At 71.1% G+C, this 23,038-nt stretch carries 18 protein-coding genes; 8 read left to right on the top strand and 10 right to left on the bottom strand.

All coding sequences use genetic code 11. The features are described 5' to 3' along the window. The first annotated feature begins 41 nt into the window (after nt 1–41). Nucleotides 42–614 carry a dihydrofolate reductase family protein gene (locus tag AYL44_RS02185; protein ID WP_064001614.1) on the top strand — a complete coding sequence of 191 codons (573 nt, stop codon included), beginning with the start codon at nt 42–44 and terminating at the stop codon, nt 612–614. Between the two features lie 5 nt (nt 615–619). Here AYL44_RS02185 and AYL44_RS02180 read toward each other — a convergent pair whose 3' ends face one another. Beyond that, entirely contained in the window at nt 620–1,282 is a 663-nt protein-coding gene (locus AYL44_RS02180) for a response regulator (protein ID WP_064001613.1), read from the bottom strand. Continuing rightward, complete coding sequence (locus AYL44_RS02175) at nt 1,279–2,850, bottom strand: ATP-binding protein (protein ID WP_197471566.1); 1,572 nt, start codon at nt 2,848–2,850, stop codon at nt 1,279–1,281. The genes AYL44_RS02180 and AYL44_RS02175 overlap by 4 nt, the downstream gene beginning before the upstream one ends. A 172-nt stretch (nt 2,851–3,022) precedes the next feature. Here AYL44_RS02175 and AYL44_RS02170 point away from each other — a divergent pair, with 172 nt between their 5' ends. The 4 genes from AYL44_RS02170 (at nt 3,023) to AYL44_RS02155 (ending at nt 7,734) form a co-directional block, all read left to right on the top strand. Continuing rightward, entirely contained in the window at nt 3,023–4,042 is a 1,020-nt protein-coding gene (locus AYL44_RS02170) for a Bug family tripartite tricarboxylate transporter substrate binding protein (RefSeq protein WP_064001611.1), read from the top strand. Beyond that, the gene (locus AYL44_RS02165; RefSeq protein ID WP_082886069.1) at nt 4,039–4,596 is read left to right on the top strand and encodes a tripartite tricarboxylate transporter TctB family protein; all 558 of its coding nucleotides are present in this window, start codon (nt 4,039–4,041) and stop codon (nt 4,594–4,596) included. Before AYL44_RS02170 ends, AYL44_RS02165 begins: the two co-directional genes overlap by 4 nt. Before the next feature lie 12 nt (nt 4,597–4,608). Beyond that, on the top strand, nt 4,609–6,303 hold the full coding sequence (locus AYL44_RS02160; protein ID WP_082886068.1) for a tripartite tricarboxylate transporter permease: 1,695 nt from the start codon (nt 4,609–4,611) through the stop codon (nt 6,301–6,303). A gap of 87 nt (nt 6,304–6,390) precedes the next feature. Then, nucleotides 6,391–7,734, top strand: a complete 1,344-nt coding sequence (locus tag AYL44_RS02155) for a hypothetical protein (protein ID WP_064001610.1) — start codon at nt 6,391–6,393, stop codon at nt 7,732–7,734. 398 nt (nt 7,735–8,132) lie between these two features. Here AYL44_RS02155 and AYL44_RS02150 read toward each other — a convergent pair whose 3' ends face one another. The 3 genes from AYL44_RS02150 to AYL44_RS02140 are packed head-to-tail and all read right to left on the bottom strand — an operon-like array spanning nt 8,133 to nt 11,075. Next, nucleotides 8,133–8,684 carry a hypothetical protein gene (locus AYL44_RS02150; protein ID WP_064001609.1) on the bottom strand — a complete coding sequence of 184 codons (552 nt, stop codon included), beginning with the start codon at nt 8,682–8,684 and terminating at the stop codon, nt 8,133–8,135. After that, the gene (locus tag AYL44_RS02145; protein WP_064001608.1) at nt 8,681–9,364 is read right to left on the bottom strand and encodes a hypothetical protein; all 684 of its coding nucleotides are present in this window, start codon (nt 9,362–9,364) and stop codon (nt 8,681–8,683) included. The genes AYL44_RS02150 and AYL44_RS02145 overlap by 4 nt, the downstream gene beginning before the upstream one ends. A gap of 40 nt (nt 9,365–9,404) precedes the next feature. Beyond that, on the bottom strand, nt 9,405–11,075 hold the full coding sequence (locus AYL44_RS02140) for a PAS domain-containing sensor histidine kinase (RefSeq protein ID WP_231872702.1): 1,671 nt from the start codon (nt 11,073–11,075) through the stop codon (nt 9,405–9,407). A gap of 89 nt (nt 11,076–11,164) precedes the next feature. Between AYL44_RS02140 and AYL44_RS02135 the strand changes: the two genes are divergently transcribed. The 3 genes from AYL44_RS02135 to AYL44_RS02125 all read left to right on the top strand — a co-directional run bounded on the left by AYL44_RS02135 (nt 11,165) and on the right by AYL44_RS02125 (nt 15,368). Further along, complete coding sequence (locus tag AYL44_RS02135; protein WP_231872701.1) at nt 11,165–11,536, top strand: response regulator transcription factor; 372 nt, start codon at nt 11,165–11,167, stop codon at nt 11,534–11,536. A gap of 74 nt (nt 11,537–11,610) precedes the next feature. Next, complete coding sequence (locus AYL44_RS02130) at nt 11,611–13,338, top strand: ABC transporter ATP-binding protein (RefSeq protein ID WP_064001606.1); 1,728 nt, start codon at nt 11,611–11,613, stop codon at nt 13,336–13,338. Continuing rightward, the gene (locus AYL44_RS02125; RefSeq protein ID WP_064001605.1) at nt 13,335–15,368 is read left to right on the top strand and encodes an ABC transporter ATP-binding protein; all 2,034 of its coding nucleotides are present in this window, start codon (nt 13,335–13,337) and stop codon (nt 15,366–15,368) included. Before AYL44_RS02130 ends, AYL44_RS02125 begins: the two co-directional genes overlap by 4 nt. Nucleotides 15,369–15,375: 7 nt before the next feature. Here the strand turns inward: AYL44_RS02125 and AYL44_RS02120 are convergent, their stop codons facing one another. The 5 genes from AYL44_RS02120 to AYL44_RS02100 form a co-directional block, all read right to left on the bottom strand. Continuing rightward, nucleotides 15,376–16,074 (bottom strand): Type 1 glutamine amidotransferase-like domain-containing protein, encoded by a 699-nt coding sequence (locus AYL44_RS02120; RefSeq protein ID WP_082886067.1) that lies wholly within the window; start codon nt 16,072–16,074, stop codon nt 15,376–15,378. After that, nucleotides 16,071–16,757 carry a hemerythrin domain-containing protein gene (locus tag AYL44_RS02115; RefSeq protein WP_064001604.1) on the bottom strand — a complete coding sequence of 229 codons (687 nt, stop codon included), beginning with the start codon at nt 16,755–16,757 and terminating at the stop codon, nt 16,071–16,073. Before AYL44_RS02115 ends, AYL44_RS02120 begins: the two co-directional genes overlap by 4 nt. Before the next feature lie 19 nt (nt 16,758–16,776). Beyond that, complete coding sequence (locus AYL44_RS02110; RefSeq protein WP_064001603.1) at nt 16,777–17,418, bottom strand: hypothetical protein; 642 nt, start codon at nt 17,416–17,418, stop codon at nt 16,777–16,779. Between the two features lie 118 nt (nt 17,419–17,536). Further along, on the bottom strand, nt 17,537–20,245 hold the full coding sequence (locus AYL44_RS02105) for an ATP-binding protein (RefSeq protein ID WP_064001602.1): 2,709 nt from the start codon (nt 20,243–20,245) through the stop codon (nt 17,537–17,539). A 3-nt stretch (nt 20,246–20,248) separates the two neighbouring features. After that, nucleotides 20,249–23,017, bottom strand: coding sequence for a BTAD domain-containing putative transcriptional regulator (locus tag AYL44_RS02100; RefSeq protein WP_064001601.1), 2,769 nt, complete (start codon nt 23,015–23,017; stop codon nt 20,249–20,251). Nucleotides 23,018–23,038: the final 21 nt, after the last annotated feature.

Below are 23,038 nucleotides of genomic sequence, written 5' to 3'. Positions count from 1 at the left end.
GTCGTACGTTGACCACGACAGAAGTAGTGATTGGAGATGCCATGCGCGAGCTGGTCTATTACGTCGCCGTCAGCCTCGACGGTGCCATCGCGGGACCGGGCGGTGAAACGGACGCGTTCCTGGCGGCCGGCGACCATATGACCGTCCTGTTGAACGAGTTCCCGGAGACGCTCCCCGCCCACGTCGCCGACGCCTTCGGCATCCCACTCGCCGCGGGACGTTTCGACACGGTGATCATGGGCCGGGACACCCTGAGGCCGGCACTCGAGATCGGAGTGACGAGTCCCTACCCCCACCTGCGACAGATCGTGGCGACGCGCGTGGACGGCGGCGGGTTCGACCCCGACATCGCCGTCGCCCATGAGCCGCTCCGCACCGTGCGGGAACTGAAGCGCGAGCCAGGTGGAGACATCTGGCTCTGCGGCGGTGGCGAGCTCGCCGGTTCACTGCTCCCCGAGATCGATCGGCTGATCCTCAAGCGCAATCCGGTGGTCTTCGGCTCCGGCATCCCCCTGTTCGGGGAATCCGCGTTCGAGCCACGATTGTTCGATCTCGTGGGGACGCGAGCGTTCGATTCCGGAGTGATCATCGAGGAGTACGTCGCCCGACGATGAGAGTCCTACACGACGTATCGCGTGCTCGGCCGCCCGGCGGTCGCGTAGTCCATCGTGCGGCGGGCGGCGCCCTCGTCGGCGAGGTGCTCGAGGTAGCGCCGGCAGCTCACCCGCGAGAGGCCGAGCTCCGCGGCGAGGTCGGCGGCCGTCCCGCCGCCGAGGCGGCGCAGCGCGTCGTGCACGAGCTCGAGCGTCTCGCGTGTGAGCCCCTTCGGCAGCGAGCGCCGGGCGGAGGGCCGCATGACGGCGTCGATCCGGGTCTGGTCGAGGGTGCCGCTGGATGCCGCGGCTCCGCGCTCGGCGATGACGTCGTCGATCCGCTGGTGCAGGTCGTGGGCGGTGAACGGCTTCACGATGTAGTGCCGCACGCCCATGAGGCGCGCGTCGCGGACGGTCTCGACGTCGCGGGCCGCGGTGACGGCGACGACCTCGGGCTGGCGGACGGCGGCATCCGCTCTTACGGCGCGGAGCGCCTCGATGCCCGAGAAGCCGGGCAGGTGTACGTCGAGGAGCACGAGGTCGGGTTCGAGGGAGCGGATGGCGGCGACGGCATCGGGACCGGATGCCGCCGTGCCGACGAGTTCGCACTGCGGATGGGCGTCGACGAAACGGCCGTGCAGCTGGGCGACGGCGGGGGCGTCGTCGACGACCAGCACGCGGAGGCTCACGAGACCCTCGCGGGGACGGGGAGGACGACGGCGAAGCGCGCCCCGCCGAGGGCGGACCGGCTGAGGACGACGTCGCCCGAGTGGCGGCGGGCGATGCGGCGGACGAGGGCGAGGCCGACGCCGCGGGTGCGGGCGCTCGGATCCTTCGTGCTGACGCCCTCGTCGAAGACCCGGTCGGCGAGCGCGGGATCGACGCCGGGACCGCTGTCCTCGACGATGACGCTGACGCCCTCGGCGCCGGCGTGCACGGCGAGCGCGAGCGTGTCGCCGGCGCGGCACGCGTCGAACGCGTTGTCGACGAGGTTGCCGACCACCGTGACGAGGTCCCCGGTCACCGCAGCGGGGACCATGCCCTCGGCGTCGATCGAGAAGGTGATGCCGAGCTCGCGCGAGCGCGCGAGCTTCGCCGAGAGGAGAGCCGCGAGCTCGGGGCCCAGCTGCTCGCTGGCGGCGCCGATGTCGAGCGAGCCGCCCGGCTGCATCCGCGCGATGAAGTCGCGTGCGTCGTCCCAGGCGCCGAGTTCGAGGAGCCCCGACACGACGTGCATCGAATTGGCGAACTCGTGCGCCTGCGCGCGCAGTCCGTCGGTGAGCGACTGCTGGCCGTCCATCTCGCGGACCGCCTGGTGCAGTTCGGTGTGGTCGCGCAGCAGCAGGGTGCCACCGACCGGCTTGCCGTCGTCGTCGTACAGACCCGTCGCGCGGGCGATGAGCGGACGCTCCCCGGCGAGGACGAGCCGCCCCTCGCGCTCCCCGTTGACGAGGACTTCGTGGATCGGTCCCTCGAGCACGTCCGAGGCCTGCTCGCCGATGAGCGGTCCGGCCCCGAGCAGGCGCACGGCGGCGTCGTTCGCGCTCGCGACGACCCCGTCGCGGTCGACGCGGACCACCCCCTCCGACAGACGGTGCAGCATCGTCTCGCGTTCGGCGACGAGCTCGGCGATCTGCTCCGGCTCGAGGCCCAGGATGCGACGACGGATGAGGGCGGCGACCCCGGCTGCACCGAACACGCCGACGACGGCCGAGCCGCCGAGCGCGAGGAGCAGCCACGGCAGCCGCGACTGCACGTCGGCGGCGAGCTCGGACTCGAGCACCCCGACGGAGACGGATCCGATGATCTCGCCCGAGACGGCGCCGCCGGCGTACAACGGCACCTTCACGCGGTACGACTCGCCGAGCGTCCCCGTCTCGGTGCCCGACCACACCTGACCCGACAGCGGTGCCGACGGGTCGGTCGACACGGCCTCGCCGATGCGGTCCTCGTTCGGATGCGAGTAGCGGATGCCGGCGGCATCCGTCACGACGACGTAGGTGAGATCGGATGCCTCGCGGATGACCTCGGCGAGCGGTTGGATCGTGGCGCTCGGGTCGGGGTCGTCGAACGCCTCGGCGATGGAGGGGAGCCTGCTGATCGAGAGGGCCACCCCCACCATCCGCTCCCGGTAGGACTCGCGGATCGATCCCTCCTGCAAGGAGATCGCGACGACCCCGGTGATGACGATGACGACGCAGACGATGAAGGCTTGCAGCAGCAGCAGCTGCCATCTCAGCGACATCGCTCGGGGCACGCGCTCATTCTCCCCCGGAGCGCCCCGTCGCGCCCACCCCGGACGGGACCAATACTTTCCGAACTCCCACTTAGTTCCGCAAGCGCGACACCGACGTCGCCGCTGCCTAGCGTCTGTGCGAACGGACGTCGGGGCGAGGATGCCTCGACGGAACTCGAAGAGGAGTCCCCCCATGCGCAAGTCCTTTGCGATCATCGCCCTCGCGGGCGTCGCCGCCCTCACCCTGTCCGGCTGCAACCCCCGCGGCGCTGCCGTCGGCGGCGGCGGAGCGGGGTCCGAGGAAGCGGCGGCCCAGGTCGACGACGTCAGCATCATCGTCCCCGCCGACCCCGGCGGCGGCTGGGACCAGACCGGCCGCGCCGTCTCGGCGGTGCTCACCGACGAGGACCTCGTCGGCACGGCCGCCGTCACCAACATCGGCGGCGCCGGCGGCACCGTCGGCCTCGCGAGCCTCGCGAACGAGAAGGACCCGTACACCCTCATGGTGACCGGCCTCGTGATGGTCGGCGCGGTCGAGACGAACGCCGCCGAGAACCGCATCGAGGACACCACCCCGATCGCGCGCCTGACCGAGGAGCCGCTCGTCGTCGTCGTTCCCGCCGACAGCGAGTACCAGACCCTGCAGGACCTCGTCGACGCGGTCGTCGCGGACGGTCAGTCGGTCACGATCACCGGCGGTTCCGCCGGCGGCGCCGACCACATCCTCGCGGGTCTCCTGCTCGAGGAGGCCGGCCTCGACGGCGCCGGCATCACCGAGAAGCTCAACTACATCCCGAACGCTGGTGGTGGCGAGGCGGTCTCGCTGCTGCTCGGCAACAACGCGGCGGCGGGCATCTCGGGTGTCGGCGAGTTCGCCGAGTACGTCGAGTCCGGCGACCTGCGCGCCCTCGCCGTCTCGAGCGACGAGCCGGCCCAGCTGCTGCCCGACGCCCCGACGATGATCGACGAGGGCTTCGACATCACGTACACGAACTGGCGCGGCCTGCTGGCCCCCGGCGGCATCAGCGACGCGGATGCCGAGGGCCTTGTGAACCTCGTCACCGAGATGCACGAGTCGGCCGCCTGGCAGGAGGCGCTCGAGACCAACGGCTGGACAGACGCCTTCCTCACCGGCGACGAGTTCTCGACCTTCGTCGACGAGAACGTCACCGATGTGACGAGCACCCTGAAGAACATCGGTCTCGTGTCATGAGCGAGAGCACTCTGGACCGGGGTGCGCAGGAGACTGCGCGCCCCGGCTGGGGGGCGGACCGCATCGGCAACCTGATCTTCGCCGGCGTGATCGTCGGCCTGGGCGTGTTCGCCCTGGTCGGCGCGTTCTCGATCCGCGTCCCCGCCGGCGGGGTGATCGGCCCGCAGGTGTTCCCGTTCCTCGTCTCGGCGATCCTCCTCGCCTCGGGTGCCTTCCTGGTCGTCGCCGCCGTGCGCGGCAAGGTCGCCGCTCCCGAGGACGGCGAGGACATCGACCCGAACGCGGCGACCGACTGGTGGACGATCCTCAAGCTCGTGGGACTCGTCGTCGGCGTCATCGTCCTGCTCGAGATCCTCGGCTGGTGGATGGTCGCCGCGCTCCTGTTCGGCGGAGCGGCCTGGACCCTCGGCGCCAAGCGGCCGTGGGTCGCCTTCCTCGCCGGGCTCGTGCTCGGCATCGGCACCCAACTGCTGTTCGGCGAGGGCCTCGGCCTGTCGCTGCCCCGCGGCATGGCCTTCGACTGGTGGTACGGCCCCGGTCCCCTGTTCGGCTGATCGGAAGAGATCATGGACGCACTGAACTCCCTCATGGAGGGCTTCGCGACGGCGCTGCAGCCCGAGTACCTCCTCTTCGCCTTCATCGGCGTGATCGTCGGCACCGCCGTCGGCGTCCTCCCCGGCATCGGTCCCGCGATGACCGTGGCGCTGCTGCTGCCGCTGACCTACTCGCTCTCCCCCACCGCCGCGATCATCACGTTCGCCGGCATCTACTACGGCGGCATGTACGGCGGCTCGACCACCAGCATCCTGCTCAACACCCCGGGCGAATCGGCGTCGGTCATCACCGCCATCGAAGGCAACAAGATGGCCAAGCTCGGCCGGGGCGCCGCGGCGCTCGCGACCGCAGCGATCGGCTCGTTCGTCGCCGGGACGATCGCGACGGCGTTGCTGACGCTGTTCGCCCCGATCATCGCGCGCTTCGCGGTGAACCTCGCGCCGGCGGACTTCGTCGCGCTCATCGTCGTCGCCTTCATCACCGTCGGCGCGCTGCTCGGCTCGTCGCCGGCGCGCGGTCTCGCCTCGCTCGGCATCGGCCTGCTCATCGGGCTCATCGGCACCGAGGTGACCACGGGGCAGGCGCGCTACACCCTCGGTGTCCTCGCGCTGTCAGACGGCATCAGCGTCGTGCTCGTCGCGGTCGGCCTGTTCGCGATCGGCGAGGCGTTCTACGTCGCTGCCCGTCTGCGGCACGGACCGATCCCGGTGATCCCCGTCACCCGCGGCTGGCGCAACTGGATGACCCGCGAGGACTGGAAGCGCTCGTGGAAGCCGTGGCTGCGCGGCACGTTCATCGGCTTCCCCGTCGGGACGATCCCCGCCGGCGGCGCGGACGTCGCGACCTTCCTCTCGTACGCGAGCGAGAAGAGCCTGTCGAAGAACAAGAGCCAGTTCGGTCGCGGTGCGATCGAGGGCGTCGCCGGTCCGGAGGCCGCGAACAACGCGGCTGCGGCCGGTGTGCTCGTGCCGCTGCTGACGCTGGGACTGCCGACGACGGCGACCGCGGCGATCATCATCACGGCGTTCCAGTCGTACGGCATCCAGCCCGGTCCGCAGCTGTTCCAGAACCAGGGCGACCTGGTGTGGGCGCTCATCGCGAGCCTCTACATCGGCAACGTGCTGCTCATCATCCTGAACCTGCCGCTGGCGGGCATCTGGGTGAAGCTGCTGCAGATCCCGCGCCCCTACCTGTACGCGGGCATCATCACCTTCGCCGTCCTCGGGGCGTACGCGGTCAGCTTCTCGACGCTGGACATCGCGATCCTGCTGATCGTCGGGGCGCTCGGGTACTTCATGCGCCGGTTCGGTTTCCCGATCGCGCCGCTCATCGTCGGACTCATCCTGGGCCCGATGGGCGAGCAGCAGCTGCGCAAGGCGCTGCAGCTGAGCCAGGGCGACCTCGCCGACCTCGTGCTGCACCCGTTCGCCGCCGTCGCGTACTCGGTGCTCGTGGTCATGCTCGTCGCGGGTCTGTGGCTCAAGCGCCGGCAGAGCCGGTACGAGCGCGCGCTCGAGGCGTCGCTCGCCGCCGAAGAGGGACACCCGCAGGCGGCCGTGGACCGGATGTGGGATGCCGGTGACCGCCCGACCGACGTGCGCACCGACACGATCCGGGCCGAGCTGGCCGCGGCCGCCGCGAAGCGCGAGGCGCGCGAGCGTCAGGGCCGCCGGAGCACCGGCGACTCAGGCGGCGGCGCCGGCTGAGCAGCGGCATCCGCCGACGCCCGTCCGATCCCCGTGATCGGGCGGGCGTCGCCGCGTCGGTGCCACTACGGTGAGACCGTGCGAACCATGCTCGGCCTCACGTGGCGCCTCCTCGTGCGCCACTGGCCGGCGCTGCTCGCGTGGTACCTGGCCGGGACGCTCGGCCGGTACGTCGGCCTCGAGGTCGCCGGGTACGTCGGCGGCTACACCGCGCTCGGCGGCATCCTGCTCCTGCCGTTGGCGATCCTCGCGAAGCTCATCAGCCTCGTCGCGATGTTCCTCGTGCTCCGCGACGGGATGGTGCGGCTCGGTGCGATCGCACCTCCGCCGACGGAGCCGCGCGCTCGTCGGGTGGCGTTCCGCGACGCGATGCTCTCCTCGACTCTGCCCTTCATGGCGGTCTACGCGGCCCTCGGCTTCCTGAAGGAGGACTTCGCCGTCTACGTCGACACGGCCATCCAGGTGAAGCTCGGGCGCGGCTTGACCGGAGTGGTCTCAGGTGTGGAGGTCGACACCTCGGGAACCGTGACGGCGCTCACCTGGGAGCCGTGGACGATCGCCGTCGTCGTGGCCGCGTTCGTCGGCCGCTGGGCCTGGGGACGGTGGAACGGACGTCTGCCCCGCTGGACGGGGCTCGCCGCCACCTACCTCGAGGGCCTCTGGGTCTTCCTGACGGTCCTGTTCGTCAGCGACCTCTTCGGTCGTGTCACGTCCTGGGTGCAGTCCCGCCGTGCGATCGAATGGCTCGGCGACCTGCGCGAAACGGTCGGAACGTGGTTCGCTCCGCTGGGATGGGCGTGGGATGGTGTGGCCCTCGTCGTCGGCGAGGCGGTGGGGCTGATCGCCGTACCGCTGGCGTGGCTGACCGTCGCCGGTGTCGTCTACGGCCAGGCCGTCGCGCCGAAGGGCGTCCAGTGGCGCGGCGACCTCGTGCGCCGCGCCAGGGAACGCTACGGCAGCCTCCCCCAGCGCCTCCGCCGCCGGCTGGGCGACATCGGGGCGGGAGTCGGGGCGAGGTTCCAACCCATCTGGCGTGCGATCGTACTGATGTGGCGCGGCGGCCCGATCCTCGTGGGCGGCTACGTCCTCGCCTACGTCGTGATCCAGCTCCTCGACCCGCTGCTGACGTTCGGGGTGACGCGAGCGGTCGGACCGCACGGTGTCGACGACTTCTGGCGCGGAGCCGGTGGACTGCTCCTCGGCATCCCGGCCCTCGTCATCGAGCCACTCCGGGTGTCTCTCATCGCCGGTGCGTACGACGCCACGGTCGGCGCGCTGATCGGTGCACCCGTCGTCGCGTCAGGGCACGACGACGAGTCGAACGTAGCGCGGCAGCTCGTCGACGAGCGTGAACTCGACGCCGAGCTCTCCCGTGACGTCGTCGGGGACGATGAAGGGCACGTCGATCGTGAAAGGCCCGTCCGGGAATGAGTCGGCCCTCGGGTCGGCCGGGCAGAACGTGTAGAGCCGCCAATCCCAGCGGAGGATCTGGTGGTCGGCCTCCCACAGGCGCCCCTGTCCCCCGAGTTCACGCAGCACCGGGATCGAGCACGCCGTCGACGCCCCGTGCCGGTCGACGGGCACGCTGACGGCGACCACCTTCGTGTCGGGCGGCAACTCGACGTCCGGGACGGTGATCTCCTCCGCCTTCGCAGGACCGAACGTGATCCCGTCGAAGTCGATCGTGGTGCCCGCGTCGGCCGTCACGGCGAACGTCGGCCGCCCCTGCACCTGCTTCCAGAACTCCCATCCGCCGGCGACTCCGACCGTCAGCGGGACGAGGACGACGACCGCGAGCAGCGCGCGCCGGTTGCGGCGCCACCACGCGCTCACAGTCCGCCTCCCACGGTCGGGCGGAGCTCGCGCGCATCCTCGCGCGGAAGCTCGGCGAGGTCGAGCGTCATCTCGATGACCGAGTCCAGCCTCACGTCTCCCGCCTTGGACGCGAAGCGGATGGTCGCCTCCGACCCGGTGGCCTCCTCCGGCAGTTCGAAGGCGAGGCTCCCCGTCGTCGTGATCCCCGCCCCGAGAGGCTCGCTCAGCAGGGACTCCGGTCGCTCGCTGGCCCGGTAGGTGCGACCGTCCACATCGAGGGTCGCCGTTCCGAGGAGGGCGCGCTCCTCACTCGTCTTGGCGGACAGCGCGAGATCGACGACCAGCCAGACCCCCTTCGCGGTCCACCCCCGGCGATCCGAGGCGGTGGTCACGAGGACGACGTCGTCGACTGTGACGATCAGTTCCGATCCGACGGCTCGCTCCCCGAGCCGGGCCTCCGTCACGAACGAGGCTTCGGTGAACTCTGGGCCGGGCGTGACCTTGGTCACACCCCACGCGGCGACGAGCAACGTGATGCCGATCGCCCACACCGCCCACGGCCTCACTGCTCGGCCCCCGTCTGCTCGGCGTCGGCCCCGGCACCCACGTCGGTGACCGGAATCGCGATGCGCGCCGTCACGACCGGATCGGACCAGACGTCGCCCGAGAACACGACCTGACCCTGTTGCAGGGAGAAGTCGCGCAGGTCGAGCTCGATCTGATCGCCGGCGGCGAGTTCGTCCTCGTCGATGACCCAGGTCACGACGAGCTCGGCCTGCAGGCCCGGCTGCAGCCACGGCTCCTTCGTCCCGTCATCGAAACGGGCCGCGGCCACGGGTTCCGGGTCCGCAAGCGAGGGCGCGCGGAGCATCCCCGTCAGGGACGCGTCGTTCTCCGCCGGCACCGCGCGATCCCACGTGTTCTGGGCGGTCACGACGACGGCGAGGACCCGCTCTCCGTTCTCGGCGTTCGCCGATGCCCCGGCTTCGGGGAACGAGTCGATGAGCACCGCACGCTCGACCGTGAACGCGAGCATGTCGTTGCGGTGCTCCTGGCCCGCCTGCAGGGTGGCGATGGGGGGTGCGGCGACGGCTTCGAGCCCGCCGAACGCGGCCGCGGCGCCGAGGAAGACGGCGGTGACGATGCCGGGGAGCCACGCGGTGGGGACCCGGTCGGTGACCTCGCGCAGCCACCGGGCATTCCGCGGGGAACGGCTGTCCCGCGGGTCGTCTCCGGAGGCTGTCACGGCGTCATCCTAGCGACGCGGGTACCGGCATCCGTCCCTCTCATGCCGACAGCGCGAACTCCTCGGCCGGGGGCGTGGTCTCACGGGTGCGCGGCAACGACAGCCCGATCGTCGTGCCCCGGCCCTGCTCGCTCTCGATCGTGATCTCGCCGCCGTGCGCGTCGACGATCGACTTCACGATGGACAGTCCCACGCCGATCCCCTGCACCGCGTTCTCCCTGGCCGTGCTCGCCCGATAGAACCGGTCGAAGACGCGCTGCTTGTCCTCGGCGCTCATCCCGACGCCGGTGTCGGAGATCGAGATGACCGCCCGTCCGCCGTCGCCGGCGACGCGCACCGTCACCGAGCCGCCGCGCGGCGTGAACTTGACGGCGTTCGTGAGGACGTTCTCGACCGCCTGCTCGATGCGGCGCGCGTCGAGTTCGGCGACGACACCCTCGCCGTCGACCGAGAGCGTCACCCCCGCCTGGGTCGCGAAGGGCGTCACGACCGCGACGGTCTCCTCCACGAGCGCGACGACGTCGACGGGCGCGGGTGCCAGCACCATCCGCTTGTTGCCCGCGGTGAGCAGCTGCGCGACGCGCTCCAGCAGCACGTCGCCGTTTCGTGCGATCGCGTTCAGCGCCTGCGCGACGCCGAGCCTCTCGGCATCCGCCCCCAGCGTCTCGACGACGTGCTCCGTGTATCCGACGACGGAGGTGAGCGGGGTCCGCAACTCGTGCGAGACGGTGGTGAGGAACTCCTCGCGCGCCTCGACCGCGTCGGCGAGGTCGGTCACGTCGTACGCCGCGATCACGGTGCCGAGGAGTGCGCCGTCGGGTCGGTGGACCTGCCGCGACGACGAGAGGATCGCGATCTGGTCCCCCTCCGGACCGCACCACTCGAGGTGGTTGTGGATGACCTCCCCGCGCAGCGCCCGCGGCACGAGCTGCTGCTCGCACGGGACGGGCGTCGTCCGATCGCCTCGGCACACGTTCGGCCCCGCGTACGGCGGATCGTCGAAGCGGAACCCGACCGTCTCGGCCAGCTTCTGCGCGGCGCGGTTGGCGAGCACGAGGCGCCCGTCCGCGTTGTAGAAGGCGACGGCGCCGTTGACCGTGTCGAGCACGGTGCGCAGCACGAGCTCGTCGTCGCGCGACTGCGCGAGGGTCGACGCGAGGGATTCGGCGGTGTCCTGCACGTCCTGCCGGCTCCGGCGGAAGCTGTTCGCGCCGAGGTGGATCCCGACCGAGATGCCCGTCGTCAGGATCGGGAGCGTCATGAGGTTGAGGAGCATGAGCGGCGTGGAGATCGCCTCGACACGCAGCACGAGCGGCAGCGCGGAGATCAGGATGCCGCCCAGGAAGACCAGCGAGAGGGCCTGCCAGCGGTACCGCAGTGCGATCCACGCGAACGGCATGAGGCAGAGCACACCGACGGTCGGGATGTAGCCGAACAGTTCGGCGCGCACCAGCGCCACCGAAACGACGTCGACGAGCGGAACGACGATGCCCCACGGCGTCAGCAGCCAGCCGCGCCGCGACGGGACGAAGGCGACGGATGCCGCGACCGCCGCGCCCGCGCCGGTGAACAGCAGCGGCGACGTCCACAGGCCAGGCACCGCCAGGCCCGCGGCGACGACGACGAAGAGCGTCCCCGCGGCGAACGGCAGCTGCAGCCTCAGGAAGAGGTCCCTCGGAACCATCGGCTTCCACATCGGACGATCGCTCACATCGGCCCCCTTGTACCAGACGAACGCCGGGATACCCCCGCCCGCGGCCGGGGTTCGTCCACACCCCGGGATCGTGTCAGAGTACGGGGGTGGAAATTTCCGTGCTCGTGGTTGACGACGACGACGACATCGCTATGCTCCTCGTCTCCAGTCTCGACCGCGCCGGGATCGTGGCCGGCCGCGCCGGCAACGGCCGGGAGGCGGTCGAACGGGTCGTCGCCGACCATCCGTGCGTCGTGCTGATGGACTGGATGATGCCCGGCACCGACGGCATCCAGGCAGCGCGTGAGATCCGGGCCGCCGGCATCCCGCAGCCCCACATCATCATGCTCACCGCGCGCGTCCACAGTTCGGACCGCGAGGAGGCGCTCCGCGCCGGGGTCGACGAGGTCGTCGCCAAACCCTTCCGTCCGCGCGAGATCGTCGCGCACGTGAAGGAACTGCTCGCCGCGGTGGCCTGACGGCGCTACGCCGTCAGCGGACATCCCCCCGCAGGGGGACGCGCATGTCGGCGGGTGGTGGCACTCTGAGACTCATGCTCGGAACCCTCCTGGTGCGCTACCTGCGCACCTACCGCTGGCTGGTAGTCGGGGTGCTGGTCTTCCAGTTCGCCTCCGCCATGGCCGCGCTCTACCTCCCCCGCCTCAACGCCGACATCATCGACAACGGCGTCACCCGCGGCGACATCGGCTACATCTGGTCGCACGGTGTCCTCATGCTGACGATCGCCCTCGGGCAGATCGTCGCCTCGATCATCGCCACGTTCTTCGCCGCCCGCGCCGCGATGGCCGTCGGGCGCGACATCCGCCGCGACGTCTTCCAGCGCGTCAGCGGGTTCTCCGAACGCGAGGTCACGCAGTTCGGCGCCGGTTCGCTCATCACCCGCAACACCAACGACGTCCAGCAGGTGCAGATGCTGGCGATGATGGGCGCGACGATGCTCGTCACCGCGCCGCTGCTGGCCATCGGCGGCATCATCATGGCGCTGCAGCAGGACGTCGGACTCAGCTGGCTGATCGGCGTGTCGGTGCCGACGCTGCTGGTCGTCGGCATCCTCATCATCAGTCGGATGGTGCCGCTGTTCCGCAGCTACCAGAAGAAGCTCGACGCGGTGAACCGCATCATGCGCGAGCAGCTCACCGGCGTCCGCGTCGTTCGCGCGTTCGTGCGCGAGCGTATCGAGGAGGAGCGCTTCCGGGGCGCGAACACCGACATCATGGTCGTCGGCCGCAAGGTCGGGTCTCTTTTCGTCCTGATGTTTCCGCTCGCGATGCTCATCCTGAACGTCACCGTCGTCGGGGTCATCTGGTTCGGCGGCATCGAGGTGAACGAGGGGTCGGTGCAGATCGGCACACTGTTCGCCTTCATGCAGTACATCGGTCAGATCCTGATGGGTGTGCTGATGGCGACGTTCATCACGATCATGATCCCGCGCGCCGCGGTGTCGGCCGACCGCATCGGCGAGGTCCTCGCGGTCGAGGGCGGACTGGTGAAGCCCACCCAGCCCGTGTCGGTCTTCCCGACGCCCGGCACCGTCGAGTTCGACGACGTCACTTTCACCTACCCCGGAGCCGACGAGCCCGTGCTCTCGGGGGTGAGCTTCTCGGCCGCGCGCGGCGAGACGGTCGCGATCGTCGGATCCACCGGCGCCGGCAAGACGACGCTCGTGTCGCTCATCCCGCGGCTGTTCGACGTGACGAGCGGATCCGTCCGGGTCGCGGGCGTCGACGTGCGCGAGGCGGACCTCGACCGGCTGTGGCAGGGCATCGGCCTCGTCCCGCAGAAGGCGTTCCTGTTCACCGGCACCGTCGCCTCGAACCTGCGGTTCGGCCGCGAGGACGCCACCGACGACGAACTGTGGCACGCGCTCGAGATCGCGCAGGGTCGCGACTTCGTCGAGGAGATGGACGACCGCCTGGGCGCCCGCATCGCGCAGGGCGGCACGAACGTGTCGGGCGGGCAGCGGCAGCGCCTGTCGATCGCCCGCGCCATCGTGCACCAGCCCGACATCCTCGTCTTCGACGACTCGTTCTCGGCGCTCGACCTGTCGACCGACGCGAAGCTGCGCCAGGCCCTCTGGCGAGAACTGCCGCAGGTGACCAAGATCGTCGTCGCGCAACGCGTCTCGACGATCACGGATGCCGACCGCATCGTCGTGCTCGACGGCGGCCGGATGGTGGGGGTCGGCACGCACGACGAGCTGCTGGCCACGAACGACACCTACCGCGAGATCGTCGAATCGCAGCTGGGGGTGGACGCATGAGCGCGCCCGAGAAGGAGATGACCGAGGAGGAGCGCCTCGAGGCGGAACTCGCCGAACAGGCCCGCCTGAACAGCGGCGACTGGGACTCCGTCGCCCCCGGCAAGGCGTCGCAGTTCGGCCCGAGCTTCTTCCGCATGATCGGGCTGCTCTCGCCCTACAAGTGGTGGTTCGGTCTCGTCACACTCGCCGGCGCCGTCGGCGTCGTGCTCGCCGTGATCGCGCCGAAGGTGCTGGGCGAGGCGACCAACATCGTCTTCGAGGGGTTCCTCTCGAACTTCCTCGGGCAGAACCCGGCGCTGGCGGGGCTCTCGCAGGACGAGGCCGTCGCGGCGCTGCGCGCGCAGGGGCAGGACGATTTCGCGAACATCGTGGGCGCGATGCAGAACTACGCCCCCGGTGCCGGGGTCGACTTCGACGCCCTGAAGGTCGTCATCACCTGGGTGCTCGTGATCTACGTCGTCTCCGCGGTCCTCACCTGGATGCAGGGCTATGTCATCAACGTGATCATGGTCCGCACGATGTGGCGCCTGCGCGAGCAGGTCGAGGCGAAACTCAACCGCCTGCCGCTGTCGCACTTCGACCGCGTGCAGCGCGGTGAGCTGATCTCGCGCGTCACCAACGACATCGACAACATCACCCAGACGATGCAGCAGTCGCTCTCGGGCGCGCTGACCGCGATCCTCACGGTCGTGGGTGTGCTCGTCATGATGTTCTCGATCTCGTGGCAGCTCGCCATCGTCGCGCTCGTCGCCCTGCCGCTCATGGCGATCATCTTCGGTATCATCGGCCCGAAGTCGCAGAAGGCGTTCGGGGTGCAGTGGCGCAAAGTCGGTCGCCTCAACGCCCGCGTCGAGGAGTCGTTCTCGGGGCACTCGCTCGTGCGGGTCTTCGGTCGTGAGGCCGACGCGCAGGCGAAGTTCCAGGAGGAGAACGAGGAGCTCTTCCAGGCGGCGTTCAAGGCGCAGTTCCTGTCGGGCATGATCATGCCCGGCATGACGTTCATCGGCAGCCTGACCTACGTCGGCATCGCCGTGCTCGGCGGCCTGCAGGTCGCGAGCGGCCAGCTGCGCCTCGGCGACGTGCAGGCGTTCATCCAGTACTCGCAGCAGTTCACCCAGCCGCTGTCCGAGCTCGGCGGCATGGCGGCGGTCGTGCAGTCGGGCACCGCCTCGGCCGAGCGGGTGTTCGAACTGCTCGACGCCGAGGAGCAGGAACCGGATGCCGCCGACGCCCCCGCCCGGGGCGACGGGCGCGGTGTCATCGAGTTCGAGAACGTGAAGTTCTCGTACACGCCCGAGCACCCGCTGATCACCGACCTGTCGTTCCGGGTCGAGCCCGGGCAGACGGTCGCGATCGTGGGCCCGACGGGTGCGGGCAAGACGACGCTCGTCAACCTGCTGATGCGGTTCTACGAGCTGGACGGCGGACGCATCCTGCTCGACGGCCAGGACATCGCCCACCTCTCCCGTGACGACGTGCGCTCACGCACCGGCATGGTGCTGCAGGATCCGTGGCTGTTCGCCGGGTCGATCCGCGAGAACATCCGGTACGGGCGCGAGTCGGCGACCGACGACGAGATCGTGGATGCCGCCGTCGCGACGCGTGTCGACCGTTTCGTGCGCTCGCTCCCCGACGGCTACGACACGATGCTCGACGAGGACGCCTCCAACGTCTCCGCCGGCGAGAAACAGCTGATCACGATCGCCCGGGCGTTCGTGGCGCAGCCGGCCGTGCTGATCCTCGACGAGGCGACCTCGTCGGTCGACACACGGACCGAACTGCTCCTGCAGCACGCCATGGCGGCGCTGCGCGAAGGACGCACGTCGTTCGTGATCGCGCACCGGCTCTCGACGATCCGCGACGCCGACCTCATCCTGGTGATGGAGCACGGCGACATCGTCGAGAAGGGCACGCACGACGAGCTGATCAAGGCGCAGGGTGCGTACTACCGCCTGTACCGGTCGCAGTTCGAGCAGGCGCACGACGATCTCGTCGACGCGCCGGTCGAGGAGAATGCGCCGACCGAGTGAGCCCGTCTCACCCGCGGGCGGTCCGCCGTGTCACGACGGCCGACCGCCCGTCGGGTGCGACGTGCCAAGCGGCGCCGACCCCGGCGACGGTCGGATCGCCATCCGTGTCGGTGACGACCAGCGCGGTGTGCTCGTCGACGGCGTAGCCGACCGGGACGAGTCCCGCGGCCACGGCGGCGGTCAGCCGGGTGACCGTGCCCCACTGGGCGGCGTGGACGTCGACGGCGAAGGGAACGAGACCCAGCCCGGGGACGACGAGGAGCTCGTCCTCCTCTTCGCCTGCATCCTCACTCGCGACGGGCACCCCGTCGAGCAGCCACCCGCCGACGAGGGCCTCGGATGCCGCGATCGCCGCGCCGGCCGAGAAGCCGACGTACGGCATCCCACCCGCCACGCGCTCCCGCACAAGGGGTGCGATGTCGGCGAGGGCATGTGCGTACGCGGGCGTGAGCCCGCCGCCGACCATCAGGGCGTCGAGGTCGTCGAGGACGTCCGGGGCGAACCGCTCCCCCTCGACGACCGTGGCGACCCGGACGTCCGAGGCGCCGGCGAGTTCGAGGACGCGGGAGAAGCGGGGCACCGAGACGGCGTCGTCCGGCTCGAGGACGAGCAGGAGACCGACGGCGCCGCCGTCGAGGGCCGGGGCGACGAGCGGGACGAGATCGCTCTCGTCACGCCCGCCGCCGATGAGGTGGATGCGCATCATGCCGCCACCGCCAGTCCCTGACGGTAGCGCGCGTACTGGCGCCGACCGATGCAGGCCCACAGCAGCCGAGCCAGCAGCGGCAGGTTGGACGCGACCCAGTGGGCGGCTCGATCCTCTGGAAGCGAGGCGATCAGGTAGCCGAGCTGTATGAACATGAGGTCCTTCGGTGTGTGAGCAGACCCCATCTCCCCGAGCCTGTTCCACTCAGTCTGGCTGAAGACACGCTCGGCGAACGGGAGGATCAGTTCCTCTTCCTGCCCCAGGTGGGCATCGAGGGTGAGGCGGATCCGTTCCAACAGCCCTGACACGGTGCCGTCGTCGGCGCCGCCCCGGGCATCCCATGCGTCGATCCCGGCGTTCAGATCGGCGAGCAGCACGGCCATGGCGGCGTGCTGGCGACGCATGGCGTCGACGTGCAGGCCGCAGGCCGGCGCGCGCTCGGCGAGGTCGTCCCAGAGGAGCGTGTCCTCCGTGTGGTGATGGTGGTGCAACATGTCGGCGATCATCGCGATGTGGGCCGACACGTTGCGGCGACGCTGCGGCTGATCGTCGCCGACCGTCCGGACGAGGCACCCGGCGCCCACGTACAGCGAGCGGAGCAGGCGATGCACGAGCAGCATGTCCGACGTGTCGCAGCGGACGGCCGAGGGTGTCGCACCGGTGGCGGGAAGTGCGGTGGCCATGATGAGCGTCCTTCCCGGCTCAGACCGACGCGCCGAGACGCGCGGCTCGGATCCCGGCGAACATGTACGCGACCCCGGCGACGATGGTCGACGAGATGGCGAAGACCGGCTCGAGTTCGGGGGCGGCCATCATCCCCATCAGACCGACGACCGACAGCAGCAGCAAAGATGCGTTCCACCACGCCATCACCCGGTGCCGCCACGCGGCGATCGCCAGAAGGACCGGCCCCGCCAGGACGGTCGGGATCGTGAGCAGGCTCAGCAGCGCGGCGTTCTCGTCGATGGCGGCGAGACCCTCCCAGCCGAAGGCGGGGTAGATGAACAGGATGGAGTAGGCCGACAGCGGGATGAAGAGCATCCCGACCCAGGTCAGCTGAACGCCGAGCACACCCAGCGGCGACCGCCGGAACTGCGCCAGAAGCGAGCTGAGGCCGGCCATGATGAGCAGCGCACCCGCGGCGAAGAGCACCTTGGCGGCGATCTCCGTCGGCGAGTCCAGGCCCGGGGTCGATCCGAAGAGGTTCAGGATGTGGCTGAGGGCGTACACCCCGCCACCGGCGGCGAGGGTGAAACCCCGGGCACGACGGCTAGGACGCCAGTCGCGAGCGGGGGCGATCTCGACGGCTGCCGGAGCGGGGACAGGGAGCGATTCGACGATCATGATGTTCCTTCGTGTGAGGCGCCGCGTCTCGGCGCATCACCCAAGGTAGGAATCCGGCGGTGCCCGGATCGGTTCGGATCCGCCGGTGCAATCGCTGTGCAATCTCAGGTCGTGCGTGTCAGGAAGCCGCGACGAGGAACTCCATGACGGCGCGGACGCTCATGCCCGCTCCGGCGGCATAGGCGGCGTCCCATTCGACGTCGGTGAGCGCGGCCCGCGCGGCCGTCCTCGCCTGCGTCGTGTACTCCCCGTCGGAGCCCGCCGGGTCGTAGCCGTGCCGCGCCCCGACGGTGTCGACCGCACCGAGGACGGTCGCCGCCGCCTCGGCGCGGTCGAGACGGACGAAGGCGGCCGCGGCCGCCCCGATGGCGGCGAAGGCACTCGTGACATCGCCGGATTCCAGGGACCGCAGGGCGCCGGTGCGCAGGATCGCGACGGCGTCGGCGGGTCGACCGACCTCGGTCAGCACCTTGCCGGTGACGAAGCACGCCCCCTTCACAACCCAGGAATGGCCGAGCGCGATGCCGGTGCGGTAGGCGTCCGCCAGGACGTCCAGCGCCTGCGACGGGCGGCCGAGCAGCCGGAGGGCGTCCCCGCGGATCATCTGCACGTCCAAGCGGGCCCACGCGGCGTCGTCCGGGATGCGGTCGGCGTGACGGCGCGAGGTCGCGAGATGTTCCTCGGCGTCATCGTCCTCCCCGGCGCCGGCGGCGAGATACGCGAGCATGACGTGCGCGAGCGCCGGCCACTGGGGAGCTGCGGCGCGATCGGCGACGGCGGCGAAGCGGTGCGTCATGCGGACCGTCTCGAGCGGGTCCGGCCCGACCGCGCGCAAGAAGGCCGCCGCGTGGAGGATCGCCGATTCCCTGTCGGGGTCCGGGTCGCCGGGCAACGAGAGCACCCGGTCGATCGTGGCGACGGCGTCGGCTCCGAGGCCGCGCTCGTACCAGTACCACGCGAGGGAGGAGACCAGGGCGACGGCGGATGACCGATCTCCGTCCGCGACCATGCGGGTGAGCGCGTCGTCGAGGTCGGCACGCCACACGGCGAGGGTGGCTTTCGCGCGGAGCACGTCCGGCGTGCGCAGCCGCGATGACACCTGGGCGGCGAGATCGATGAGGTAGTCGGCACGGCGGTCGCGCCAGCCGTCCAGGTCGACCTCGACCGCGCTGCGCCGCACGTGACGACGCACCGCGTCCAGGACCCGGAAGCGCCGCTCGCCCCACTCGACGGCGAGCGGCGCCACGAGCGAGCGGCGCGCGAGGGCCGCGGTCGCCTCCCGCGGGTCGAGGTCGTCCCCGGCGCAGATGCGGGCGACCGCGTCGAGCGTGAAGGAACCGGCGAACTCCACGAGCTGCCCGAGCACGGTGCGTTCGGACGCGGTCGTGAGGCGCATCGACCAGGCGATGGCGTCATCGATCGAGTCGTGCCGTCCACCCGCCGAACGCACAGGCGCCTCGAGGGAGGCGATCACGTCGTCGAGCGACAGGACGTCAAGACGAGCGGCGGCGAGCTCGATCGCGAGCGGGAGACCATCGAGGCGTTCGCACAGCTCACGCACCCGGGCGAGGTCCGCCTCGGTCCACGAGACGGCGCCGTTCACGTCGGCGGCGCGCTGCTGGAACAGGGTGACCGCGTCCGTCACGGCGCCGCCGACGAGCGGTTCGACGGCGATGACGCGCTCCCCCGGCATCCGCATCGCCTCTCTGCTGGTGACGACGACGTGAAGCCCCTCGCAGCGCTCGAGCAGGGCCGACGACAGGGCCGCGGTCGCGCCGAGGACATGCTCCGCGTTGTCGAGGAGCAGGAGAGCCCGGCGTCCGCCGAGGAGCCGCGCCATGGCTTCGACGGAGTGATCCGCGGCCCCGAGTGCGTCCGCGACGGCGCCGCGGACCTGGTCGGGACCCGGCACGGCCGCCAGATCGACGAGTCGCTGGACGTCATCGACCTCGGGGCCGGCGCGCCGGGCGGCCTCGATGGCGAGGCGCGTCTTCCCGACGCCGGCGGGACCGGCGAGTGTCACGAGCCGGGACTGCGCCCGTCCGCGTGCGACCGCGTCGAGCTCGCTCTGGCGGCCGATGAACCGGGTGAGCGGGATCGGGATGCCGGTGCGGTCGACCCGGCGCCGGTCCGGGTCTTCGGCACCGGCCGGCGCCGGCTCCTGCCGCACGATCGCCGCTCGGAGGTCGCACATGTCGCCGGCGTCGCGGTGGGCGTCGATCACGTCGAGCGCTTCCGACGTGCGACCCGAGGCCGAGAGCGCCCGCGCCTGGAGCCGGACGACCTCTTCGTCGGGCGGGCGCTGCGACAGGTAGCCGGCGAGGGCGGCCGCCGCGATCGCGGCGTCGCCCGCCGAGAGTCGTCGCCGGGCGAGCTCGAGGACAGCGGTTCGGCGGCGTCCGTCGAGGTCGGCGACGATGCGCCCTGCGAACGGGAACTCACGCAGGGATGCCAACGGTGGACCGGTCCAGAGCGCTTCCGCCTCCGCGAGGCGTTCGACCCGCGCCGGATGATCCGGATCGGTGTCGACGAGCTGCCGGTACCGCACGACGTCCACATCGTCGGGCGCCACGTCCAGCCGATACCCGTGACGACCGTTCGAGAGGACCTCGCCCCAGCCCCTCGCGCGCAGCCGCGAGATGTGGGCCCGCAGACTGGAGACGACGGATGCCGTGGGGGTGGACCACAGATCGAGGAGGAGATCCTCCGTAGCGATCGGCATGCCCGGAGTGAGCGCGAGTCGGGCGACGATCGCCTGCGGAATCGCCCCACGCACCTGATCGGGCCCCTGCGAGACGGTGAAGCCGCCGAAGAGACCGATGCGCACGCGTCAGCCTCCCGACATCGACACAGCCGGCCTCACTCCCGGCAGCCGGTCGATGATCGCGACGACGGCGTCCCAGTCCATCCGGCGCCCCGCGGTCACGGCGCGCGTGAACTCGTCGGCTCGCAGGCCCGCCGAGACGAGGGCGCGCAGCCGGGCGGCATCCTCACCCTCGGCGGTCATGGTCGAGTAATCGTAGCGAAGTCCGAGTTCGTCGACGGCGCCGAGGAGCATGGCGCCCTCCTCGTGCCGCTCGACGGCCGCTGCGGCGGCGGCGAGCGCGTGGAGTACGGCGAGCGCACCGGCGGCATCCTCGTCGGCCCGTGCGGTCAGCACCGCCGTCCGCCCCACCGCGACCGCGTCGCGGGGGCGCCGGGCGTCGATGAGCGTCTTCACCACGACGTACGAGGCGGACGTGACCATCCAGGTGTATCCGATGGATGCGGCGACGCGGTGCGCCTCGGTGAGTTCGCGCAGGGCATCGTCGAGGCGTCCCTCCGACCGCAGGACCTGACCGTGCGACATGCGGTACTCGCTGACCGCCCACGGGGCGGCCCGCTCGTGCAGGGTGGCGGCCTGCGCGAGCAGGCCCGCACCGGTCTGGACGTCGCCGAAGAGGGAGCGTCCGTACCCGGCGCGACTGAGGGCGACCATCTGGACGGATGCGTCGTCCGCCGCGATCGCGAGGCGCAGCGCGTCGGCGATGGCCGTGAACGCGGCGGGCGCGTCGCCGAGCTGATAGGCGAGGTTGGCGAGCTCGATGTTCGCCAGTGCGTCGGCGCCGGCGTCGGACTCGCCGGCCAGCGCCAACGCTTCGTCGATCCACCGGCGCCCCTCGGCCAGCCGCCCGCGGAGGTATCGATGGTGGGCGAGCCCGCCGGCGAGTCGGACGGCGCCGAGGCGGTCGCCGGCCGCGAGGTTGTGCGCGTGAGCGAGGTCAAGGTCGGCCTGGAAGCCGTCGAGGATCGCAGCGGTGTCGCGCCCCTCGAATGCGCGCAGTGTGGGGGCTGCGCGGTACGCGAGGTCCGAGAACCATCCCCGGTGCGCCTCGTGCCACGCCGAGGCGAGCTCGGGGTCGTCCTGTGGCGTCAGGGCCTCCTTCATGGCCTCGAGGACACGGAAACGGCGCCGTCCCGTGGCGGTGCGGTCTGCCGCGACGAGAGACCGGGAGACGAGCCGGTCGACGAGGGAGTCGGCCTCGGCCGGCCGCATCCGCATGATCCCTGCGACCGCCTCGACGGTGAAAGGTCCGGCGAAGCGTGCGACCGCGTGCAACCCGGCGCGGTCGGCGGAGTCGAGCAGTGCGACGGTCCACTCGATCGCCGACTGCAGGCTCGAGTGCCTGCCAGGAAGCCCCGGGACCGCGCCGAGGCCCGCCCGCACCTCCTCGATGCCCAGGACGTCGAGGCGGGCGGTGGCTAGTTCGATCGCCAGCGGCAGCCCGTCGAGCGAGTCGCACAGAGCGCGGGCGGGGAGCTGCTCATCCTCGGCGAAGGGACGTCCGCCGCGGGCGTCGACCGCCCGTTGCTCGAAGAGCTGCCACGCCTCGTCGGCATGGTCACCCGCGAGAGGACGGATGACGACGGTGCGCTCACCGGGGGCGCGCAGCGCCTCCCGACTGGTCACCACGACCCTCGCACCGTCCGGATCAGTCAGGACGGCGTCGATCACGACAGACAGCGCGCCGATGACGAGGTCCGCGTTGTCGAGCAGGAGGAGGGCACCTGCGCCGTGGAGGCGCCGGACGATGGCGTCGACCGATGCCTCCGGCGCGCGCACGACCGTCGCGATCGCTCCGATGACGCCGTCGGGCTCGGCGATGTCGGCGAGATCCACCATGTACTGCTCCCGGTCCACCCCTGAACGGCGGGCCGCTTCGACGGCGAGGCGGGTCTTGCCGACACCCGCCGGCCCCACCAGTGTGACGAGCCGGTCGGTGTGCGCGAGGCGCGCGAGCCGCGCGAGGTCCACGGACCGTCCGACGAAGCGAGTCAGCGGGATGGCGATCCCCACTCTTCGGACGGCGGGAGCCGGGGCGGCCAGGGGCGAGACGACCGCGGGATCGAAGCGGATGACGGCTGCGCGCAACTCGTCGAGCCGGCTGGACAGCCGGATCCCGCCGTGCTCCTGCAGCCGGTCGCGCAGTGCGTCGATGACCGCGACGGCGTCCGACGTCCGGCCGGCCCGTGCCAGCGCCGTCGCGAGCGTCCGAACGGGGCGCTCGCGCAGCGGATGCCGGGTCGTCGTGTCCGAGAGGACGGCCGTCGCGAGCCCCACATCGCCGAGTCGGAGGGCGAGGTCGCCGAGCTCCTCCTCGAGGAAGGCGCGCTCGTCGGTCACCTCGCGCTGCAGGCGTTCGACGTGAGGATGGTGCTCCAACCCGGGCAGGGGTGTGCGTGCCAGCTCCGCGGTGGCGGCGATGAGGGTCCGCAGTCGAGCGGCGTCATCGGTGGGGGCCTGGGTCACCGCGCGCCGACAACGGAGGAGATCGACGTCGTCGACGGAGGCGTCGAGCAGGTATCCGCCGCGCTCACCGACGATCGCATCACGAAGGCCGTTCAGGCGCATGCGCGAGACGTGGGCACGCAGTGTGGAGACCACGGCAGGGGGTGGGTCGGTCCAGACCGAGGCGATGAGCTCGTGTGTCGGAACGGGCTCGCCCGGTGTCGTCGCCAGTCGGGCGAGGATCGCCTTGGGATGGTCGCCTCCCAGCGGGACGTCCCGCCCGTCGGCGCGGACGCGTAGCGGCCCCAGCAGGTCGATCTCCAGGTCCATCGGCTCCCTCTCGTCGCGTAA

It is taken from the genome of Microbacterium oleivorans (assembly GCF_001644225.1).
GTDB lineage: Bacteria > Actinomycetota > Actinomycetes > Actinomycetales > Microbacteriaceae > Microbacterium > Microbacterium gawkjiense.
This window is presented reverse-complemented; position numbering and strand designations above follow the sequence as displayed.

Bases quoted from the DNA above. Each gene is read 5' to 3' on its own strand.
- AYL44_RS02185 (WP_064001614.1), top strand. From the start codon at position 42: ATGCGCGAGCTGGTCTATTACGTCGCCGTCAGCCTCGACGGTGCCATC.
- AYL44_RS02170 (WP_064001611.1), top strand. From the start codon at position 3,023: ATGCGCAAGTCCTTTGCGATCATCGCCCTCGCGGGCGTCGCCGCCCTC.
- AYL44_RS02165 (WP_082886069.1), top strand. From the start codon at position 4,039: ATGAGCGAGAGCACTCTGGACCGGGGTGCGCAGGAGACTGCGCGCCCC.
- AYL44_RS02160 (WP_082886068.1), top strand. From the start codon at position 4,609: ATGGACGCACTGAACTCCCTCATGGAGGGCTTCGCGACGGCGCTGCAG.
- AYL44_RS02155 (WP_064001610.1), top strand. From the start codon at position 6,391: ATGCTCGGCCTCACGTGGCGCCTCCTCGTGCGCCACTGGCCGGCGCTG.
- AYL44_RS02130 (WP_064001606.1), top strand. From the start codon at position 11,611: ATGCTCGGAACCCTCCTGGTGCGCTACCTGCGCACCTACCGCTGGCTG.
- AYL44_RS02125 (WP_064001605.1), top strand. From the start codon at position 13,335: ATGAGCGCGCCCGAGAAGGAGATGACCGAGGAGGAGCGCCTCGAGGCG.
- AYL44_RS02120 (WP_082886067.1), bottom strand. From the start codon at position 16,074: ATGATGCGCATCCACCTCATCGGCGGCGGGCGTGACGAGAGCGATCTC.
- AYL44_RS02115 (WP_064001604.1), bottom strand. From the start codon at position 16,757: ATGGCCACCGCACTTCCCGCCACCGGTGCGACACCCTCGGCCGTCCGC.
- AYL44_RS02110 (WP_064001603.1), bottom strand. From the start codon at position 17,418: ATGATCGTCGAATCGCTCCCTGTCCCCGCTCCGGCAGCCGTCGAGATC.
- AYL44_RS02100 (WP_064001601.1), bottom strand. From the start codon at position 23,017: ATGGACCTGGAGATCGACCTGCTGGGGCCGCTACGCGTCCGCGCCGAC.